Origin of the sequence: Chitinophaga ginsengisoli (assembly GCF_003014595.1) — a bacterium.
Taxonomy (GTDB): Bacteria; Bacteroidota; Bacteroidia; order Chitinophagales; family Chitinophagaceae; genus Chitinophaga; species Chitinophaga ginsengisoli.
Window position 1 is genome coordinate 226,730 of sequence record NZ_PYGK01000002.1, and the last position, 17,578, is coordinate 244,307.

The following is a 17,578-nucleotide window of genomic DNA, read 5'->3' on the forward strand; positions in this document are numbered from 1 at the left end:
AAATATAGAAGGAGCGGAAGAAAAGACGTAACAGTGTTATGAAAACAGGTAGAGGCGTAACCACCAGTTGGGACAGCGAAAGTAGCACCCGGTTTCAGATGGAGATGCCGGGCCTTCGGCTCTCCGGTGACACGACAGATGCTGCCTAATCCATATTCAAAATCCGGTACGATTGATAACGCCCCATAGCATTCCAGAGAGGCGCCGACCGGCATCCCATACTGAAACCGGCGCTACTTAGCGTATAACTAAAGAGCCCCAAAAGCATCTCACTTTTGGGGCTCTTTTATTGATAGACATTGTTATCTAGATCACAAACCCATCCGGCAATACCATCCCGTTCTTGATCACCACAATACCATCCTTCACGGCGTATAGTTCATGATCACCATCCGGCAACACATTCCCACTCACATTGATCAGTACATTATTCCCGATACTACAGTTCTTATCGATGATCGCATTATTGATCCGGCAGTTATCTCCGATCCCCATGGGCGGATGTCCTTTGGATTGTGCTTTCTCCAGGTCTTCCAGCGTCTGGTAGAAGTCGCTTCCCATCACGTAACTGTTAGTAATAACAGAGTTCCGCCCGATACGCGTTCTGATACCCACCACACAACGTTCCAGGTGGCTGTCAAGAATAATACTACCATCTGAGATAACAGTATTCTTCAGCGTACCGGAGATCTTTGCAGGTGGCAGCATACGGGAACGGGAATAGATGATCTGAGACTCATCGAAGAGGTTAAACTTCGGTATCTCATCCGTCAAACCGAGGTTAGCCTCCCAGAAGGAACTGATGTTACCGATATCGGTCCAGTAACCGGTATACTGATAGCTCACTACTTTCATGTCGGCATTGATGGCGTAAGGGATCAGCTCCTTACCGAAGTCGGTAGCCGCCTCCTGACCATTCAGCAGGTCATACAGCGTCTGCCGGCTGAAGATGTATATACCCATGCTGGCCAGGTAGATCCTGCCTTCCTGCTGCATCTCTTCGCTTACGGGAGAGGCCCAGGGAGCCAGTACGTCCTGTTTGGGCTTTTCTGTGAAAGATGTGATCAGGGCTTTGTCGTCCGTTTTCAGGATGCCGAAGTCGGAAGCGTCCTTTGCATTCACGGGGATGGTGGCAATAGACACCTCTGCCTGACTTTCTATATGGTGCTGCAGCATTTCGCGGAAGTCCATCTGGTAGAGCTGGTCGCCCGAAAGGATGAGCACATATTCAAATTCATAGTTGTCGATATGATGGAGGCACTGACGCACAGCATCAGCGGTACCCTGGTACCAGGTCGGATTGTCTGGTGTTTGCTCTGCCGCCAGGATGTCTACGAACGCCTTACTGAAGTGGCTGAAATGGTAGGTATTTTTGATGTGCTTATTCAGCGACGCAGAGTTGAACTGAGTGAGCACAAAAATACGGTTCATATCCGCGTTCAGGCAATTCGAAATGGGAATATCCACGAGGCGGTACTTACCGGCTACCGGCACGGCGGGTTTGGAGCGCTTACGAGTAAGGGGGTACAGGCGGGTGCCGGATCCGCCACCTAAGATAAGGGAGATAACTGCGTTAGACATATATTTCGATTCTTTAATTCAGTGTTTGGAATGCTAATCAGTGTGTTACTATTGAGCTGTACAATTGCAGATATTCTGCTGCAGCACTATCCCATGAGTGGTCGAGCTGCATAATGGTTTTACAGATAACGTGCAATTTTTCAGTATCCTTGTATAACGCCACAGCACGGCTTACGGCAAGACAGGCATCCCATGCTGCTGCATGTATAAAACGGATGCCAAATCCATTGGGTTCACCGAAGTCAGTTACTGTATCTTTTAATCCTCCTACACTACGAACAATGGGAACTGTACCATAACGCAAAGCGTACATCTGGTTCAATCCGCATGGTTCCACCCGGCTTGGCATCAGCAAAAAGTCGCTGCCTGCGTAAATTCTGTGCGACAGCGCTTCGTCATATCCAAACTGCACATTAAAATTAGCTTCAGTGTATATTCTTGTCTGTTGCAATGACCATTCCACATGTGGATCTCCACTTCCCAACAATAGAAAATTCACTTGTTGTTTCTGCTCATAGATGGACCTGCCAATGATGTCTGGCAGCAGGTCTGCTCCTTTCTCCCCTACGAGACGGCCAATAAAGGATATCAGCGGGAGTTCCGGATCGAGGTTAAACTGCTCACATAATTGTAGCTTTATGTCGCGCTTTCCTTCTATAAATGTATCCTTATCGTAGTCGACCGGTAGCATAGGATCTGTAGCAGGATCCCATACTACGGTATCTATGCCGTTCAATATACCAACAGCTTTACCCCTTTCATAGTTCAGTAGATTCTCTAAACCGTTGGCGCCGTTGTATAATTCTTCGAGGTAACTGGGTGATACCGTTGTGAAACGCCAGGCGCATTTAATAGCTGCGGCAAGTGGATTGATGGCACCATCCCAACCGAGCAATCCGGCATTCCAGAGATCAAAGCCCGGCAACTGGTACAATCTGTCCCAGCCAAACTGACCCTGGTATTGGGCATTATGTATCGTTAAAACAGTGGCAATATTTCTTAAACGCTCATATTTGTAAGCATGGGTCATCAGGAACGGGATCAAGCCGGTGTGATGGTCGTGCACGTGCACAACGTCCGGCTGATGCTGCCATTCATTGAGCCAATCCAGTACAGCTACCTGGAAGGCCATAAAGCGTTCTGTATCGTTGTAATAGCCGTATACCCTTTCGGTGTCCAGCAGTCCCGGGATATCGACCATATACAGGTCAAAGCCAAGCAGGTTGGTCACCTCCCTCCACACATTGAAGTGATACCAATTGTGTCCTAACCAGCAACCACCCTGGTGTACAAGCTCAAATTCGTGTGTATGAAAAAACCTTGTATTGTAGGCCGGCATCACCACCTTGGCTATATGCCCTGCCTGGAACTGGTACTTGGGTAAGGCCCCAACTACATCCGCCAGCCCTCCTACTTTGGCTACCGGGTAACACTCCGCGCTAACGTGTAAAATCTCCATGCTAAACGATTATATCTGTTTCTTTTAAATTACCTTGGAAAAAGCATATTACAAAGGATTATCCAAACTTTATTTGAGTGCGCCCATCCTGCAATACGCTGCTGATCTCAATCCTGAAGTGCAGTGTAATTTAAAGCAATCTCTTTATATAACATCAAATTTAAACAAGCGTTTTTTTTAATCGGCCCGTTACAGTTAGTCTCCTGTCTATTTGTCCCATTATTCCCTCATCTGGGGCGGGCTGGCCCCGGAATGCGGAATAGTCCGTATAAAAGCATAATGCATTACCTTCGGAGAAAGATTCACTTCACTATGGATTTTGGTCGTGTTGATCCGGCGTTGCTGGACGAAATAGATTTTACACTGCCGGCTGAACCGGCTTTTAATAAAACGGTCTTAAAAGGGAAACCGCTTAAGCAACCAAAGATCTACCTGGGCTGCGCCAAATGGGGCCGTAAGGAATGGATCGGGAAGATCTATCCCAAAGGCACCAAAGAAGCCAATTTCCTGGATGAATATGTGCATCACTACAACAGCATCGAACTGAATGCCACCCATTACAAGATATATGGCCCTGAAGCCATCGAAAAATGGGATGTGCGTGCGCAGGGAAAGGACTTCAAATTCTGCCCCAAGGTACCACAGTCCATCAGCCATTACAGCAACCTGATAGATGCCAGCCTCCAGACTACTTCCTTCCTGGAAGGTGTGCTCGCCTTCGGTGACCACCTGGGGCCCATCTTCCTGCAGGTCAGCGACAAATACTCCCCTAAAAGAAAGGATAACCTCTTCCGCTACCTCGAAAGCCTGCCCAAAGACCTCCAGTTCTTCCTGGAAGTGCGTCACCCTGACTGGTTCAGCGATGCCACCACCAGGGAGGAGCTATTCAGCACCCTTCATAAACTTAATGTAGGCGCTGTTATTACAGATACCTCAGGCCGGCGGGATTGCGCGCACATGTATATGCCTATCTCCAAGGCCTTTATCCGTTTTGTCGGCAACAGCCTCCATCCTACCGATTATGTCCGTATCGACGACTGGGTGAACCGTATGCACTACTGGCTGCAACATGGCCTGAAAGAGCTGTATTTCTTCATGCACATGCATGATGAGGCTTATTCCCCCGAACTGACCGTCTACCTGGTGGACAAGTTCAAAGAGGTCTGCGGCATCCAGTTACAGAAGCCCACATTCATCGCCCAGCAGAATACTTTGTTCTGATGCAGCCGGTATGCGGCGTCAAATGGAACTTAATTGGAATTGTAGTTGTGTCCCAACTTTCTAAATATTAATTTTACTCTCTGAAAAGGGAAGTTTAATAATATGCGAGAACAGCTTAGGGGATTGGCCCGTGATCTGACGGGTACACTATATGACGATGACACCATGCGTACCCTATACGCCACCGATGCATCAGCCTACCGTGAAATGCCACTGGCCGTGGCAATTCCGGCCAATGAACAGGATATAAAAACATTGATCGCCTTCGCCCGCGCCAATAAAACCTCACTCATCCCCCGTACTGCCGGTACTTCCCTCGCAGGACAGGTAGTCGGAAACGGGATTATAGTAGATGTTTCAAGAACTTTCACTAAGATACTGGAAATCAATACGGAAGAACATTGGGTAAGGGTACAGCCAGGCGTCATCCGCGACGAACTGAACATGTTCCTCAAGCCCTATGGCTTCTACTTCGGACCAGAAACCTCTACCGCCAACAGGGCGATGATTGGAGGAATGGTCGGTAATAACTCCTGTGGCTCCAACTCCGTAGTATACGGCAGCACCCGTGAACACCTGCTGGAAGTAAAGGCCATCCTTAGCGACGGATCAGATGTGGTTTTCAATTCCATTTCATCCGACGAGTTCCATGCCCGCTGTGAGAAGAATGACAACAGCCTGGAAACAGCTGTATACCGTCAGATCCGCACTATGCTGGGCAACCATAACAACCAGGAAGAGATCCGTAGGGAATTTCCCAAACCCAGCATTACCCGCCGTAATACAGGGTATGCCATCGACCTCTTGCTGGAAACAGCGCCCTTCACTGCCGGTCAGGAAGCGTTCAACTTCTGTAAACTGATCGCAGGCTCTGAAGGTACCCTGGCCTTCCTGACTGAGATCAAACTAAATGTATCTCCACTGCCGCCCAAAGAAACCGGGCTGCTCTGCATACACTTCAATAACATCGACGAGTCCCTGCGCGCCAATATTATTGCTATGCAATATAAACCCAGCGCCAGCGAACTGATTGACCACTACATCCTGGAATGTACCAAAGACAATATTGAACAAAGCAAGAACCGCTTCTTTGTTCAGGGTGATCCTGGTGCCATCCTCGTAGTAGAGTTCTGCCGGGATACCCGGGATGCCATCACGGAGGTGGCCAACCGTCTCATCGCAGAGCTACAGGCCGCCGGACTGGGTTACCACTTCCCTGTGTTATTTGGCGACGATACCAAGAAGATCTGGACACTGCGTAAAGCCGGTCTGGGACTGCTGAGTAACCTGCCGGGCGACGAAAAAGCGGTTCCCGTGATCGAGGACACCGCTATCGATATTGATGATCTTCCGGCTTATATCCGCGATTTCAACGATATCCTTAAACAATATGGCCTCACCGCTGTCCACTATGCACATGCCGGTAGTGGTGAGATCCACCTTCGTCCCATCATCAACCTGAAAACAGCAGAAGGAAATCTCCTGTTCAGGAAGATCGCAGAAGAAATAGCCACCCTGGTAAAGAAATATAAAGGCTCCCTCAGTGGAGAACATGGCGATGGCCGTCTGCGTGGTGAATTCATCCGCCAGATGATCGGGGAGAAAAACTATACCCTTTTACGTGACCTGAAATATACCTGGGACCCGGAAAATATCTTCAATCCGAATAAGATCGTTGATACGCCCAGTATGAACAGCATGCTACGTTATACGCCCGGACAGAAAGCACCCCAGCTGAACACCGTATTCCACTTCCCGGAACAGACTATCCTCCAGCATGCGGAGCAGTGTAATGGCTCCGGCGACTGCCGTAAGACCGAAAAGAGCGGTGGTACCATGTGTCCAAGCTATATGGCTACCCGTAACGAAAAAGATACTACCCGCGCCAGGGCGAACATCCTCCGTGAGTTCCTGACGCATTCCAATAAAGAGAACCGTTTCGATCATAAAGAGATCTACGAGGTGCTGGACCTCTGCCTGGCTTGTAAAGGCTGTAAATCAGAATGTCCTTCCAACGTAGACATGGCCAAGCTGAAAATGGAATTCCTCCAGCATTATTACGATGCCAATGGTGTTCCGTTCAGGGCTAAACTGATCAGCAATTTCACCCGCCTGAATGGCCTGGCTACTATCGTACCGGGTATTTATAACTGGATGGTGAATACACCGCTTACCGGCAACCTGATTAAGAAGACTTCCGGCTTTGCACAGAAACGTTCCCTGCCGGAGCTGCAGTCCACTACACTCAGAAGCTGGTTCAAAAAACAGTGGCCCCGTGAAAAGACAGCACAATCCTCCGTTAAGAAAAAGGTATACCTCTTCTGTGACGAGTTTACCAACTTCAATGATACGCATATAGGTATCAAGGCAGTTAAACTGTTGCACCGCCTTGGATATGATGTACAGATGATCGAACATCCTGAAAGTGCCCGCGCCTGGATGTCAAAAGGATTACTGCGCAAGGCCCGCAACTTTGCAGAAGAAAACGTACGCATCTTCAGTGAGATCATTAATAAGGAGGTGCCTTTACTGGGTGTAGAACCATCCGCCATTCTCAGTTTCAGGGACGAATATCCAGACCTGGTAAGGGAAGAGCTGAGAGAAAAGGCAAAGAAGCTTTCATCGAATGTATTCCTGATAGATGAATTCCTGAGTAAAGAAGCTGCTGCCGGCAATATCCCTGCTACGCTCTTTACCAGTGAGAAAAGGCAGGTCAAACTACATGGTCACTGTCAGCAGAAAGCCTTGTCTACGCCACTGCACAGCAAAAATATCCTGTCATTACCTGCCAACTATTCCGTGGAGATCATCCCTTCCGGTTGTTGTGGTATGGCGGGTTCTTTTGGCTATGAGAAAGAGCACTATGATCTCTCCATGCAGATCGGTGAGCTGGTGTTATTCCCTGCAGTACGCAACGCCGCTGAAGAAACGATCATCGCGGCTCCCGGCACCAGTTGCAGGCACCAGGTAAAAGACGGTACAGGCCGTAAATCCATGCATCCGGTAGAGATCCTGTATGATGCATTAGTATAACACAAGATCTTATCTATAATATAAAAGGCAGACCCATTACAGGTCTGCCTTTCCGTTTTTAAACACAAATGGCAAATTACAACCTGATTGTAGCAGGTAAATATTTTGCTATAAGATCCTCATAGTATGGCTTTAATTCGCTTATAACCGGAGGTTTTGGACTTTTTGAATAGAGATCGTACGGATTGAATTTCTTTACCCATTCAAACATTTCATAATCGTGCTCATTCATCAGATGCGCATAAGCGTCTTCGCGATGCTGTGCATAAAAAGAGTGATAGCGGATCATGTATAATGCCGGTTCAGGCATATGATCTTTCACCATCTGGTAAAGATATTCGTCATGGCCCCATGACATGTCCACCTGATTCAGTCCACAGTTAGGACTATATACACCGTATTTGGTATTATAACGTTCATCCTTTGCATCAGGATTGTCGGCAAAGAATTCAGGATATACTATTTTATCGGAGTGCTGGCAGCCTACGGGGAAGGTATCTCCCACTACAGCCCATTGTGGTTCACCAAACAGGCAAAGCACCTTGCCCATGTCATGAATGAAGCCGGTCAGTACAAACCAGTCAGGATGACCGTCGGCTCTGATCGCTTCTGCTGTCTGCAGCAGGTGTTGTAACTGGTCCAGCTCAATGTCCGGATCAGAATCGTCCACAAGGGTATTGAGGAACTCCATGGCACCCCAAACCGGCATTTCCTTTCTGCTGAAAGCCAGGAACTCTTTTTTCTTCTCCTGCACAAAATCGTAGGTCTGGTATTTATGATTCAAGCGGTAGAACTCACGCACGGTGTCCCTTCCCGGATTATCATAATTCCTGTATTCCTCTTTGGATTTGGCTGTTTCCGGAACCCCAGGTTCGGGATAGCGTAATACCACATCGTCTTCCCATTGTTCTATGCTTTGCAATGGATTTAATTGTTCACCGGAAAATTCATTCGAGTTCATAATTCGTGGATTGAATGTTGGAGAATAATAGCTAGTCTGCACTACCAATTTACAGATTTCAATCGATTTCCGCAAATAATATATGTGGAAAATATGGGGTAAATGGAGGGTTGTTGTGTTCCCCGGGGATACATCGCCAGGAGCGTATGTATTCGGTATCTATTCGGTGGAGATTCCGCAGAGGCTATATCCTATAGGCCCATTACTATAGCATTATAGGCACTTCCTATAGCGATCGCTATAGAATAGTGCCTGTAATGTAGGACTAGAGAGCCTATAGGATATAGCCTCCACTATAGTCGCACCGAATCCCAAGCGAAGCCGGCCCCTCATCAAAACGGTATTAACAAACCACAATAGGACTCCTATGGAGTCCCATTGTTTGTAGCCCGGGGTACTAAACTGTTTATATAAACGAAGATCCTGCTATCAACTACATAAAAAAGGCGTCCTGATAACGATATCAGGACGCCTTTTTTATGTAGATATGGTCTCTTTACCGACTACCAGAATACAGTATACAACGCCGCCAGTACGCCCATAATGATCACGCTTCCTACAATGAAGCCCGGAGAGCTCTTGAACAAAGATTTATCAATCTCTATTACACGTTTCTGCGACTTGCTCCTGCTATCCGCCAATGTGATGATGATCATCAGTAACACAAGCACTACAAACACCATGGTCATACGGTCGAGGAACGGAATTTCATATACCCCTTTATCATTAGGCACCGCCAGTCCCCAGTTATATAAGGGAGACAGGTCCATCCATAAAGGTATGAATTTCAGTACCGTCGACAATGGTATGGTCAGCACTGCTGCTGCCAGGGCAGCTTTCGAAGTAGTCCGTTTCCAGAAGAAGCCCAGCAGGAAAATAGCCAGTACACCCGGAGAAATGAAGCCAACGTAATCCTGTATGAATTGGTACGCCTGATCCAGCGTGGTTAAAGCCGGCGCCACCAGGCTGGCTATTATCATGGCCACGATCACTGTGATACGGCCTACTTTTACCAGTTGCTTCTCAGAAGCCTCTTTGTTGAAATAACGATGATAAATATCCAGCGAGAAAATAGTAGAGATACTGTTTGCTTTACCCGCCAGTGATGCCACGATCGCTGCCGTCAATGCGGCAAAGGCCAGCCCTTTCAGCCCTTCCGGCAGAAGGTTCATCAGGGTCGGATAGGCCTGATCCGGTTTAATCACACCTGCTGCGTTGCGAAGTTCCTCATTGAACACGCCCTCCTGGAAAAGCACATAAGCGGTAATACCCGGCAATACAGCTATCACGGGAATGAGCAGTTTCAGGAATGCGGCAAACAGGATACCACTGCGCGCCGTTTTGAGGTCAGCACCCAGGGCACGCTGGATGATGTATTGGTTACATCCCCAGTAGTTCAGGTTATTGATCCACATCCCGCCTATCAGTACAGACAGGCCTGGCAGGTCCTTATAATAATTATGTTCTTTCGAGAAGATCATGTGGAAATGGGAATCAGCCTTTTCACGTACCAGCGATAACCCTTTCAGAATATTTTCGCCATATCCGAAATGAGTGGACACCATACGTAAAGCGAGATAGGTAGTGGCCAGTCCGCCGATGATCAACACGAACACCTGTATCACGTCCGTATAACCGATCACCTTCATCCCTCCCAGGGTCACGATCACGGCAAAAACAGACAGGCCGACAATACACCAGACGAATGGGATACCGGAAATAGCTGTTATGGCCAGGGCGCCCAGGTAAATAATGGATGTCAGGTTTACAAACACATATACCAGCAACCAGAAAATGGCCATGATGGTACTCACCGTAGAATTATAACGCTCCAGCAGGAACTGGGGCATAGTGTAGATCTTATTCTTGAGGTACACCGGTATAAAAAACACGGCCACAATAATGAGCGTAGCGGCCGCCATCCATTCATAAGTAGAGATGGCCAGTCCGAGGGCAAAGCCGGAACCTGACTGCCCTATAAAGTGTTCCGCCGAAATATTGGATGCGATCAGGGAGGCCCCTATCGCCCACCAGGTAAGAGAGCCCTCCGCCAGGAAAAAGTCCTTGGTGCTGGTCGTTTTTGCCCGCTTGCGCTGATAGATGTAGTAACCATACCCGGCCACAATAACGAAATAAACGAGGAATACCAGGTAGTCCCAGTACCTTAAGTGGTGTGTATCAGTCAATTGATTCATATCTGGAAGTTAATGTCCGCAGATAAAGCCTGCAGACCGTGGCATTAAGTTAGATAGTATAAAAAACGGAGCAAGATACTCAAATAAGCATTATTTCAAATAGTCCGCTCATATAATTGATAACATGGCCCCATAGCCGGTGGACGATTTTTATATATATTTACCCGTATGTTAGAAGTAGATAAAAAGGAAGCGTACCTTTTACAGAAGGCTATCCGTCAATGGGAATCCGAATCGCTGATCACGCCGGAACAGGCTGGCCGGCTGAAAGAAACCTGGCGGATCAGGGAGGGCGACTGGCAGGTAGTGACGCTGTATATCTTCATCGCAGCTATCTCCTGTGCCCTGATGGCCTTCGGGTCACTGGTGCTGGATGAAAAATGGATTGAGGTGTTACGTCTTAAATTCTCCCTCACAGATGGCATTATTTCTACACTTTTCGCGGCGCTGACCGTATTCCTCTGTTTTCATGGTTACCGGCGCCAGCACAGGCATCCTGACTATTCCCTTAACCGGGAGCTATTCTGGCTGCTGCCGATACTGAGTGTCGGCGTCAGCGTGGTATACCTGGGAAAGACACTCCTGTATCTTAATGGCAACTACGGCGTATTCTGGCTACTGGCCACCGCCACCTATGGCATCCTGGGAATCTTATTGTCCTCGCGCCTGCTCTGGACGGCCACGCTCCTCTGCCTGATACCGGCTTATGTAAAACTGACCTACTATATCTCCGGCGACTCCTTTTTCCTGGGCATGAATCTCCCCTTCCGGATGATCTTACTGGCAATTATCATGACCTGCGTTCACCTGCTGCTCCGTCATAATCGTTTATACAAACAGGTAGGAGATATTACCTGGGCGGGCAGCTGGTTGTTACTGCTCCTTGCCGGCTGGATGATCTCTATTTTCGGTAATTCCGCCACCTGGGATGAATGGCAACATGTAAGACAGGTGCAATTGCTCTGGTGGGTAGCAGCGTTTACGGTATTGTGTGTGCTCGTGTTGATCTGGGGAATTAAAAAGCATGATGCCATGCTGAGGGATATGGCCGTGTTGTTTTTACTACTGGACCTGTATACACGTTATTTTGAATACCTCTGGGACCGTACGCATAAAGGTGTATTCTTCACGATTCTGGCCTTGTCCTTCTGGTGGTTAGGGAAACTGCTGGAAAAGAGGTTAAAGAAAACCCGGGGGTAGTAGTCCCCGGGCTTGTCCATCTATTTCCCGACCAGCACTTCCACTTCTCTCACCTGATACCTGCCGGTATCAAGGAAGCTCCAGTCATAATTTGCTGTGATCCAGGAGCGCAGTACAGACAGGAATCTTTCCAGTTCCTTGTCCAGGTCAGCGCCAAAGGAAGGCAGCAATTTCTCCAGGGCGGTAAACAGTTTTACTTCTTCATTGTGCATCCGCAGGGTTTCATTAACGGCATCCTGTAAGGGGATATTCCGTTCATGTTGCAGCACTAATACAAGATTGTGTACATCTCCCTGACGGGCTTCTTTCGCACAGGAGAAGATGTCGTTGGCCCAGCATACAATGTTGTTACAGGCCAGTACGAGACGTTGTACAATAAAATGTTGCAGGATGTGAGCGGGCAGATAAACTTTTTCGATGATCTCTATCGCTTCCACATCGGCGAACAATGCTCCGGTATAAGGGCGCATGGTAACGTATTCCGCAACGGTAGGCGTAACACCAGCCGCTCTGTTGCCTGCTTCCCAGTGGCAGGAAGTAAAGTATTCCTCCATACTACGGATAAATCTTGCCTGCCATGCAGTGTCTCCAATGGCCTGCATACGATCCCATATGTCGGTGAAACTCCTGCCTAAAATAGAATCGATAGGTGTATTATGTTTCAGAATGTCCATAAAGCCGTCTGTGACCTGTTCCAGAGAAAGGGCTTTTTTGCCCAATTGTGCTTCATCGCATTGATCGTCCAACATGAATAGCCAGGTATTAAAGTTGGCAATGATACACAGTTCATGAAAGTCGGCATTCGGAAAGGCGCGGGCGGCAAGCCATGCGAATCTTGATCTGTCGAACCGGGCTAAGGCTTCGGGAGTAGTAACGAATCCGAAGGATTGTACCCATTGGCGGTTCTGTTCGTGGGCTGCTGTTACAAATTGGTTAATAGAAGAGGGAAACGGATAGGCTATCCGTGGCAAGGTGATCGTTGGCATAGTAAAAAATGGTTAAGAGGTGAATGGGCCTTTCAGACCCTTAATTGATCAATAACTCGTGGGAAAGCCAGCCTGAACCAGCTGGTGAACTGCTCCGGTACCTCTGCCAACAACCGGAATATTTCGTTTACGGGTAAATAATGATATGCCTGCACTTCCCCGGGATCGGGTTGGATAGCACCATTGTACGTGCCTGTCCATACATGGTCGTATTCATGTTCAATAAGACCATTGTCAAATTCTGTGCGGTAAGTAAATTGGAATAGTTCGCGTAAGGGACAGTCAAATCCCATTTCTTCTGAAAGACGCCGGTGAGCCGCCGCTTCCACAGCTTCACCCGGTAGCGGGTGACTACAGCAGGCGTTCGTCCATAAGCCGCCGGAATGATACTTATCAAGTGCACGCTGTTGTAACAGCATGTCACCCTGATCATTCATAATAAACACGGAAAAAGCCCTGTGTAACAATCCTTTCTCGTGTGCCTCCATCTTCTCCATCAATCCTGTTTCCTGATCCAGCTCATTCACCAATATAACCTGTGCTTTCATACAATGACAAATATATGGTTCATAATCTATGTAAACGAATTCCGGCTGGCATAAGTACACTTATAGCAGCAACGTACCGTTGCCCGGCGGGGAGTGGATGCTCATCATAACAGGTGTCTTTTAAGGTGACGCTTAAATTTTGGTTGCTGGATTTTCAATAGGGATATTGCTGACGGCAGCGGCGGGTTAAAACTTACAACTTCAAATTACGCAATTATTTGTTCATTTTATCTTTTGCGTTTGTTCATTTTATCTTTGAGCTGCGGCCCTTTTGCACAGCACCTTTTCAAGTTTCATTATATTTGCATCTATGGCAGAAGATCTGAGCATAATAAAAGGAGACAAAACAGCAGAATATAAGTCTATTATTCCGCAGATAAACGCATTGATAGATGGTGAACCTGACCTGGTGGCGAATCTCGCCAATACGGCTGCCGCATTGAAAGAGCAGTTCGGCTGGTTCTGGGTAGGATTCTATCTTGTAAAAGGTGATGAACTGGTATTAGGCCCCTTCCAGGGTCCCGTAGCCTGTACACGCATCAAAAAAGGACGAGGTGTATGCGGCACCAGCTGGGCGGAAGCCAAAACCCTTGTTGTACCCGATGTGGAAGCGTTCCCTGGTCACATTGCCTGCAGCAGCCTCTCAAAATCTGAGATCGTGGTGCCTATCATCCGTAATGGCCTGGTAATTGGTGTGCTGGATGTAGACAGCGAACTTCCGGATCATTTTGATGAAACTGACCAGATCTTCCTGGAAGAGATAATAGCATCCCTCAACTTTGAAGTGTAAAATCACAGACCAGATCCACTTTTTATGTTCTTTTTCCGTAAAAAAAACGATAGCAACAATACACCTGTTCCATTCCTCGCAGGAATAGAAACGGATCTGCACTCACACCTGGTACCGGGTGTAGACGATGGTGTGCAGGATGTGGAAACGGCTGTCCAGTTCATTGATGCATTGCATGAACTGGGTATTAAAAAAGTCATCACCACGCCACATATCATTATTGACCGCTATCCAAATTCCGCAGAAACCCTCAGCGCCCCTTTTCGCGAAGTAAAGGAGGCATTGAAAGCCAAAGGCAGCCCTGTCAGCTATAGTCATGCTGCAGAGTATTATATGGATGAATATTTCGAGGATCTCATGAAATCTTCCCGCCTGCTGACCCTCAACGGGGAACTGGTGCTGGTAGAGATCTCTTTCATGAGTGCACCGCCGCAATTACACCAATGGCTCTTTGAACTGGCAGCACAGGGTTATCGCCCTATACTGGCCCATCCGGAGCGGTATAACTATTATCACCAGCAAACGGATGAGTACATGACCTTCAAACAAAGAGGCTGTTACCTGCAGGTTAATCTTTTGTCGCTGGCTGGCTACTATGGTAAACATATCCAGAAAGCAGCTGAGTGGATGATCGAAAATCAGATGGTAGATTTCATCGGAACAGATCTGCACCACGAGAAACATCTGCAGGCAATCAAAGCCATCGCCAAAGACAAAAAGCTGGTGAAATTGCTGGAAACCTATCCGTTTAAAAATAATACACTCACCGCTACCTCTCAGGCTATAAAATAATCTACTCTACATGATAGCAGTTATTGGTCTTGGCTACGTTGGCCTGCCGCTGGCCATCGAGTTTGCCAAACAATACGAGGTGCTGGGATTTGATATCAATGAAGGCCGTGTACAGGAACTCAGCAATGGCCAGGATAAAACCCGCGAAGCCAATATAGCAGACCTGAAAGCCGTCATCCAACAAGGAGCACAAGCGAACGCTACTACCGGACTGCGCTTCTCTTCCAATAAAAATGACCTGAAGGCCCACCAGGTCTTCATCGTGACTGTTCCCACTCCTATTGACGAATTTAAGTCGCCCGACCTGACCTTCCTATTGGATGCCTCTGCTATGCTGGGCAGCATACTCAAGCCGGGAGATATTGTGATCTATGAATCCACCGTTTACCCGGGTTGTACAGAAGAAGACTGTGTACCCGTGCTGGAAAGGTCGTCTGGGCTCCGTTATAACAAGGATTTTTTCGTAGGCTATTCCCCCGAACGAATTAATCCGGGTGATAAGGTCAATACGCTGACGAAGATCAAAAAGGTGACCAGCGGCTCCACACCGGAGATCGCCACCCGTATTGATGAGTTATATGCGGCTATCATCACCGCAGGGACACACAAGGCACCCAGCATCAAAGTAGCAGAAGCATCCAAAGCCATTGAGAACGCACAACGCGATATCAATATCTCCTTTGTGAATGAACTGGCGCTCATCTTTGACCGCATCGGTATTGATACCAATGATGTAATAGAAGCAGCGGCCACCAAATGGAACTTCCTTCGATATAAACCAGGCCTGGTAGGCGGCCATTGCATCGGCGTAGATCCTTACTACCTGGCGCATAAAGCAGAGTCATTGGGCTATCATCCGCAGGTGATCCTGTCGGGCAGAAGGGTCAATGACCAGATGGGCTATTTCGTCGCCAATAAGATCGTCAAACTGATGATCGAAAAAGACCACAAGATCAAAGGCGCCAAAGCCCTGATCATGGGCATCACCTTTAAGGAGAACTGCCCTGACGTACGTAATACCCGTGTGGTAGATATCTATCATGAATTGAAACAATACGGACTGGACATTACTGTATACGATCCCTGGGCCGATGCAGCCGAAGTAAAGCGGGAATATGGCGTGCAGATCACGACGCAGCTGCATGGAAATGAGGTGTTTGATGGTATAGTCATAGCAGTGGCACACCGTGAATTCCTGGAATTTGATTTTAAAAAACATGCCCGTAACAACGCGGTTATTTTCGATACAAAAGCCTGTATAGATCGGGATCTCGTTGATGCAAGACTGTAATACGGCTGCAGTTATCACAAAATAAAAAAGGGCAATATCTGGGTGGTATTGCCCTTTTTTATATACTAAATCAATTAGTTGTAAAAAGATTTAATTAACTTTACTTATAACAGCTGCTTTTATCAAAAGGCTAAAAAATCCCATATCTTTTTTCTAAAGCCTTATTAGATTGTTATTATTACTATTCGACCTTATCATACACGGCTTAAAGAGTTAGCCAATTCAATTTTTTAAACCATTAGAAGACGAGTCATTAACCTAATAAAGCATTCCCGCAGAATGGTTTTAAAGCTGTTTTAACGGGGATAAACCATGTACCATGAATACACCTTACCCAGCAGCCTCCGGCGCAAACGAGGCTACCCCATCGAAAATCCTGTTAGTAACAGGAGATGCATCTACATTGCGCAAATTCCGTCAGCAGCTAATGCCAATTTATGAAGTGATAACGGCCAATACCGTTGCAGAAGGCGTCCAACTGACCAACAAACAGCGACCAGATCTAATCCTGTGTGATGTATTGGTAACCGATACCTCCGGTTATCAGTTTTTGATTACCCTCAGAGATGATCCCAGTCTGAAACATCTGCCTTTTATTCTTTTCAACCGGCTCAATGTCACTCCCAATGTCAGAAAGGGCATGAACCTCGGTGCGGATGATTACCTGGTATATCCATTCAACGGCGAAGAATTACTGAAAAGTATCCAGTCCCGCCTGGCGAGATACCATCATATCAGGGAAACCATCGGTCCTGTCAAAGAGGTGATCCTGCCGCCTGTTCATGCTGATGGCAGAGGCACTGTGATCAACGAGCGGTTGAGCAAGACTGAAGCCAAGATACTGGATATGATAGCCCGCGGTATGAGCAGCAGGGACATCGCTTCCTTTAAATGCATCAGCGTCCGGACAGTCGATAATCACAGGCATAACATCACCAAGAAATTACAGCTCTCAGGTCCCAACGCCCTTGTTAAATTTGCGATTGGTTACGGGGGAACAATTGCCCGGTAACATTTCAGTGGGTATATGATATACATAATTCCCGGGGTCGCGAACCCGGGGGTATAAACACGTGATTCCGTTGGTTTCCGGGGGCATATTATTCCCCTGAGGTTACACCCCGCGCCACAAACAAGGCGCCCCCCTGAAGGGGTTGATTGGTGGTTTGCTATGGCATTGTTTTAAAAATAAAAGAGCGTTCAGTTGAACGCTCTTTTTTATGCAGAGGAAATATCAAGAAAGCTCGCGTAGATCAACCCCGTCCGTCGGGGTTGCCTTGTTTGTAGCTCCCGGGTACAACCCCGGGATAATAACAAAAAAAAACGGCCAACCATGAATGGAAAGCCGGTCTTTCATCCATTGTTTGTTAACCCCAGTTATCGAATCCTATTTGGTATCTGGTAACTGGGGCTACCCTCACAAGGATTGTTAATGCAATATTAAGACTTTGTTAATTAGAAAGTTGTTAATCCTTGGTTAACGAAAATTTATTCCTGCAGCATCTTCGTAATACGAGGTGA

13 protein-coding genes are annotated in these 17,578 nt (G+C 47.4%); 7 read left to right on the forward strand and 6 right to left on the reverse strand.

Annotated features, from left to right (window positions below; translation table 11 throughout):
- Window positions 1-306: 306 nt before the first annotated feature.
- Together CLV42_RS05415 and CLV42_RS05420 are read right to left on the reverse strand one after the other, a co-directional pair.
- Entirely contained in the window at window positions 307-1,581 is a 1,275-nt protein-coding gene (locus CLV42_RS05415) for a glucose-1-phosphate adenylyltransferase (protein WP_106600881.1), read from the reverse strand.
- A gap of 37 nt (window positions 1,582-1,618) precedes the next feature.
- Entirely contained in the window at window positions 1,619-3,040 is a 1,422-nt protein-coding gene (locus tag CLV42_RS05420; RefSeq protein WP_106600882.1) for a glycogen synthase, read from the reverse strand.
- 312 nt (window positions 3,041-3,352) lie between these two features.
- Between CLV42_RS05420 and CLV42_RS05425 the strand changes: the two genes are divergently transcribed.
- Entirely contained in the window at window positions 3,353-4,261 is a 909-nt protein-coding gene (locus CLV42_RS05425) for a DUF72 domain-containing protein (protein WP_106600883.1), read from the forward strand.
- Window positions 4,262-4,363: 102 nt separating this feature from the next.
- Window positions 4,364-7,294 carry an FAD-binding and (Fe-S)-binding domain-containing protein gene (locus CLV42_RS05430; RefSeq protein ID WP_106600884.1) on the forward strand — a complete coding sequence of 977 codons (2,931 nt, stop codon included), beginning with the start codon at window positions 4,364-4,366 and terminating at the stop codon, window positions 7,292-7,294.
- Between the two features lie 76 nt (window positions 7,295-7,370).
- Here CLV42_RS05430 and CLV42_RS05435 read toward each other — a convergent pair whose 3' ends face one another.
- Together CLV42_RS05435 and CLV42_RS05440 are read right to left on the reverse strand one after the other, a co-directional pair.
- On the reverse strand, window positions 7,371-8,255 hold the full coding sequence (locus CLV42_RS05435; RefSeq protein WP_106600885.1) for an inositol oxygenase family protein: 885 nt from the start codon (window positions 8,253-8,255) through the stop codon (window positions 7,371-7,373).
- A 503-nt stretch (window positions 8,256-8,758) separates the two neighbouring features.
- Window positions 8,759-10,450 (reverse strand): sodium/sugar symporter, encoded by a 1,692-nt coding sequence (locus CLV42_RS05440; RefSeq protein WP_106600886.1) that lies wholly within the window; start codon window positions 10,448-10,450, stop codon window positions 8,759-8,761.
- Window positions 10,451-10,618: 168 nt separating this feature from the next.
- Here CLV42_RS05440 and CLV42_RS05445 point away from each other — a divergent pair, with 168 nt between their 5' ends.
- The gene (locus tag CLV42_RS05445) at window positions 10,619-11,650 is read left to right on the forward strand and encodes a hypothetical protein (protein WP_106600887.1); all 1,032 of its coding nucleotides are present in this window, start codon (window positions 10,619-10,621) and stop codon (window positions 11,648-11,650) included.
- Window positions 11,651-11,670: 20 nt separating this feature from the next.
- Here CLV42_RS05445 and CLV42_RS05450 read toward each other — a convergent pair whose 3' ends face one another.
- Complete coding sequence (locus tag CLV42_RS05450) at window positions 11,671-12,636, reverse strand: (-)-gamma-cadinene synthase (RefSeq protein WP_106600888.1); 966 nt, start codon at window positions 12,634-12,636, stop codon at window positions 11,671-11,673.
- Window positions 12,637-12,668: 32 nt separating this feature from the next.
- Window positions 12,669-13,184 (reverse strand): isopentenyl-diphosphate Delta-isomerase, encoded by a 516-nt coding sequence (gene idi, locus CLV42_RS05455; RefSeq protein ID WP_106600889.1) that lies wholly within the window; start codon window positions 13,182-13,184, stop codon window positions 12,669-12,671.
- 310 nt (window positions 13,185-13,494) lie between these two features.
- On the opposite strand from idi, the gene CLV42_RS05460 reads away from it, so the two are divergent.
- From CLV42_RS05460 to CLV42_RS05475, 4 genes are all read left to right on the forward strand, one after another.
- On the forward strand, window positions 13,495-13,974 hold the full coding sequence (locus CLV42_RS05460) for a GAF domain-containing protein (protein ID WP_106600890.1): 480 nt from the start codon (window positions 13,495-13,497) through the stop codon (window positions 13,972-13,974).
- A 24-nt stretch (window positions 13,975-13,998) separates the two neighbouring features.
- Entirely contained in the window at window positions 13,999-14,766 is a 768-nt protein-coding gene (locus tag CLV42_RS05465; protein WP_106600891.1) for a tyrosine-protein phosphatase, read from the forward strand.
- Between the two features lie 10 nt (window positions 14,767-14,776).
- Window positions 14,777-16,057, forward strand: coding sequence for a nucleotide sugar dehydrogenase (locus tag CLV42_RS05470; protein WP_106600892.1), 1,281 nt, complete (start codon window positions 14,777-14,779; stop codon window positions 16,055-16,057).
- 319 nt (window positions 16,058-16,376) lie between these two features.
- A complete protein-coding gene (locus CLV42_RS05475; protein ID WP_106600893.1) occupies window positions 16,377-17,069 on the forward strand; it encodes a response regulator transcription factor in 693 nt (230 codons plus the stop codon).
- The last annotated feature ends 509 nt before the right edge of the window (window positions 17,070-17,578 follow it).

Coding starts and splice junctions, on each gene's coding strand:
- CLV42_RS05450 (WP_106600888.1), bottom strand. CDS start 12,636: ATGCCAACGATCACCTTGCCACGGATAGCCTATCCGTTTCCCTCTTCT.
- CLV42_RS05430 (WP_106600884.1), top strand. CDS start 4,364: ATGCGAGAACAGCTTAGGGGATTGGCCCGTGATCTGACGGGTACACTA.
- CLV42_RS05415 (WP_106600881.1), bottom strand. CDS start 1,581: ATGTCTAACGCAGTTATCTCCCTTATCTTAGGTGGCGGATCCGGCACC.
- idi (WP_106600889.1), bottom strand. CDS start 13,184: ATGAAAGCACAGGTTATATTGGTGAATGAGCTGGATCAGGAAACAGGA.
- CLV42_RS05445 (WP_106600887.1), top strand. CDS start 10,619: ATGTTAGAAGTAGATAAAAAGGAAGCGTACCTTTTACAGAAGGCTATC.
- CLV42_RS05420 (WP_106600882.1), bottom strand. CDS start 3,040: ATGGAGATTTTACACGTTAGCGCGGAGTGTTACCCGGTAGCCAAAGTA.
- CLV42_RS05470 (WP_106600892.1), top strand. CDS start 14,777: ATGATAGCAGTTATTGGTCTTGGCTACGTTGGCCTGCCGCTGGCCATC.
- CLV42_RS05465 (WP_106600891.1), top strand. CDS start 13,999: ATGTTCTTTTTCCGTAAAAAAAACGATAGCAACAATACACCTGTTCCA.
- CLV42_RS05475 (WP_106600893.1), top strand. CDS start 16,377: ATGAATACACCTTACCCAGCAGCCTCCGGCGCAAACGAGGCTACCCCA.
- CLV42_RS05440 (WP_106600886.1), bottom strand. CDS start 10,450: ATGAATCAATTGACTGATACACACCACTTAAGGTACTGGGACTACCTG.
- CLV42_RS05425 (WP_106600883.1), top strand. CDS start 3,353: ATGGATTTTGGTCGTGTTGATCCGGCGTTGCTGGACGAAATAGATTTT.
- CLV42_RS05435 (WP_106600885.1), bottom strand. CDS start 8,255: ATGAACTCGAATGAATTTTCCGGTGAACAATTAAATCCATTGCAAAGC.
- CLV42_RS05460 (WP_106600890.1), top strand. CDS start 13,495: ATGGCAGAAGATCTGAGCATAATAAAAGGAGACAAAACAGCAGAATAT.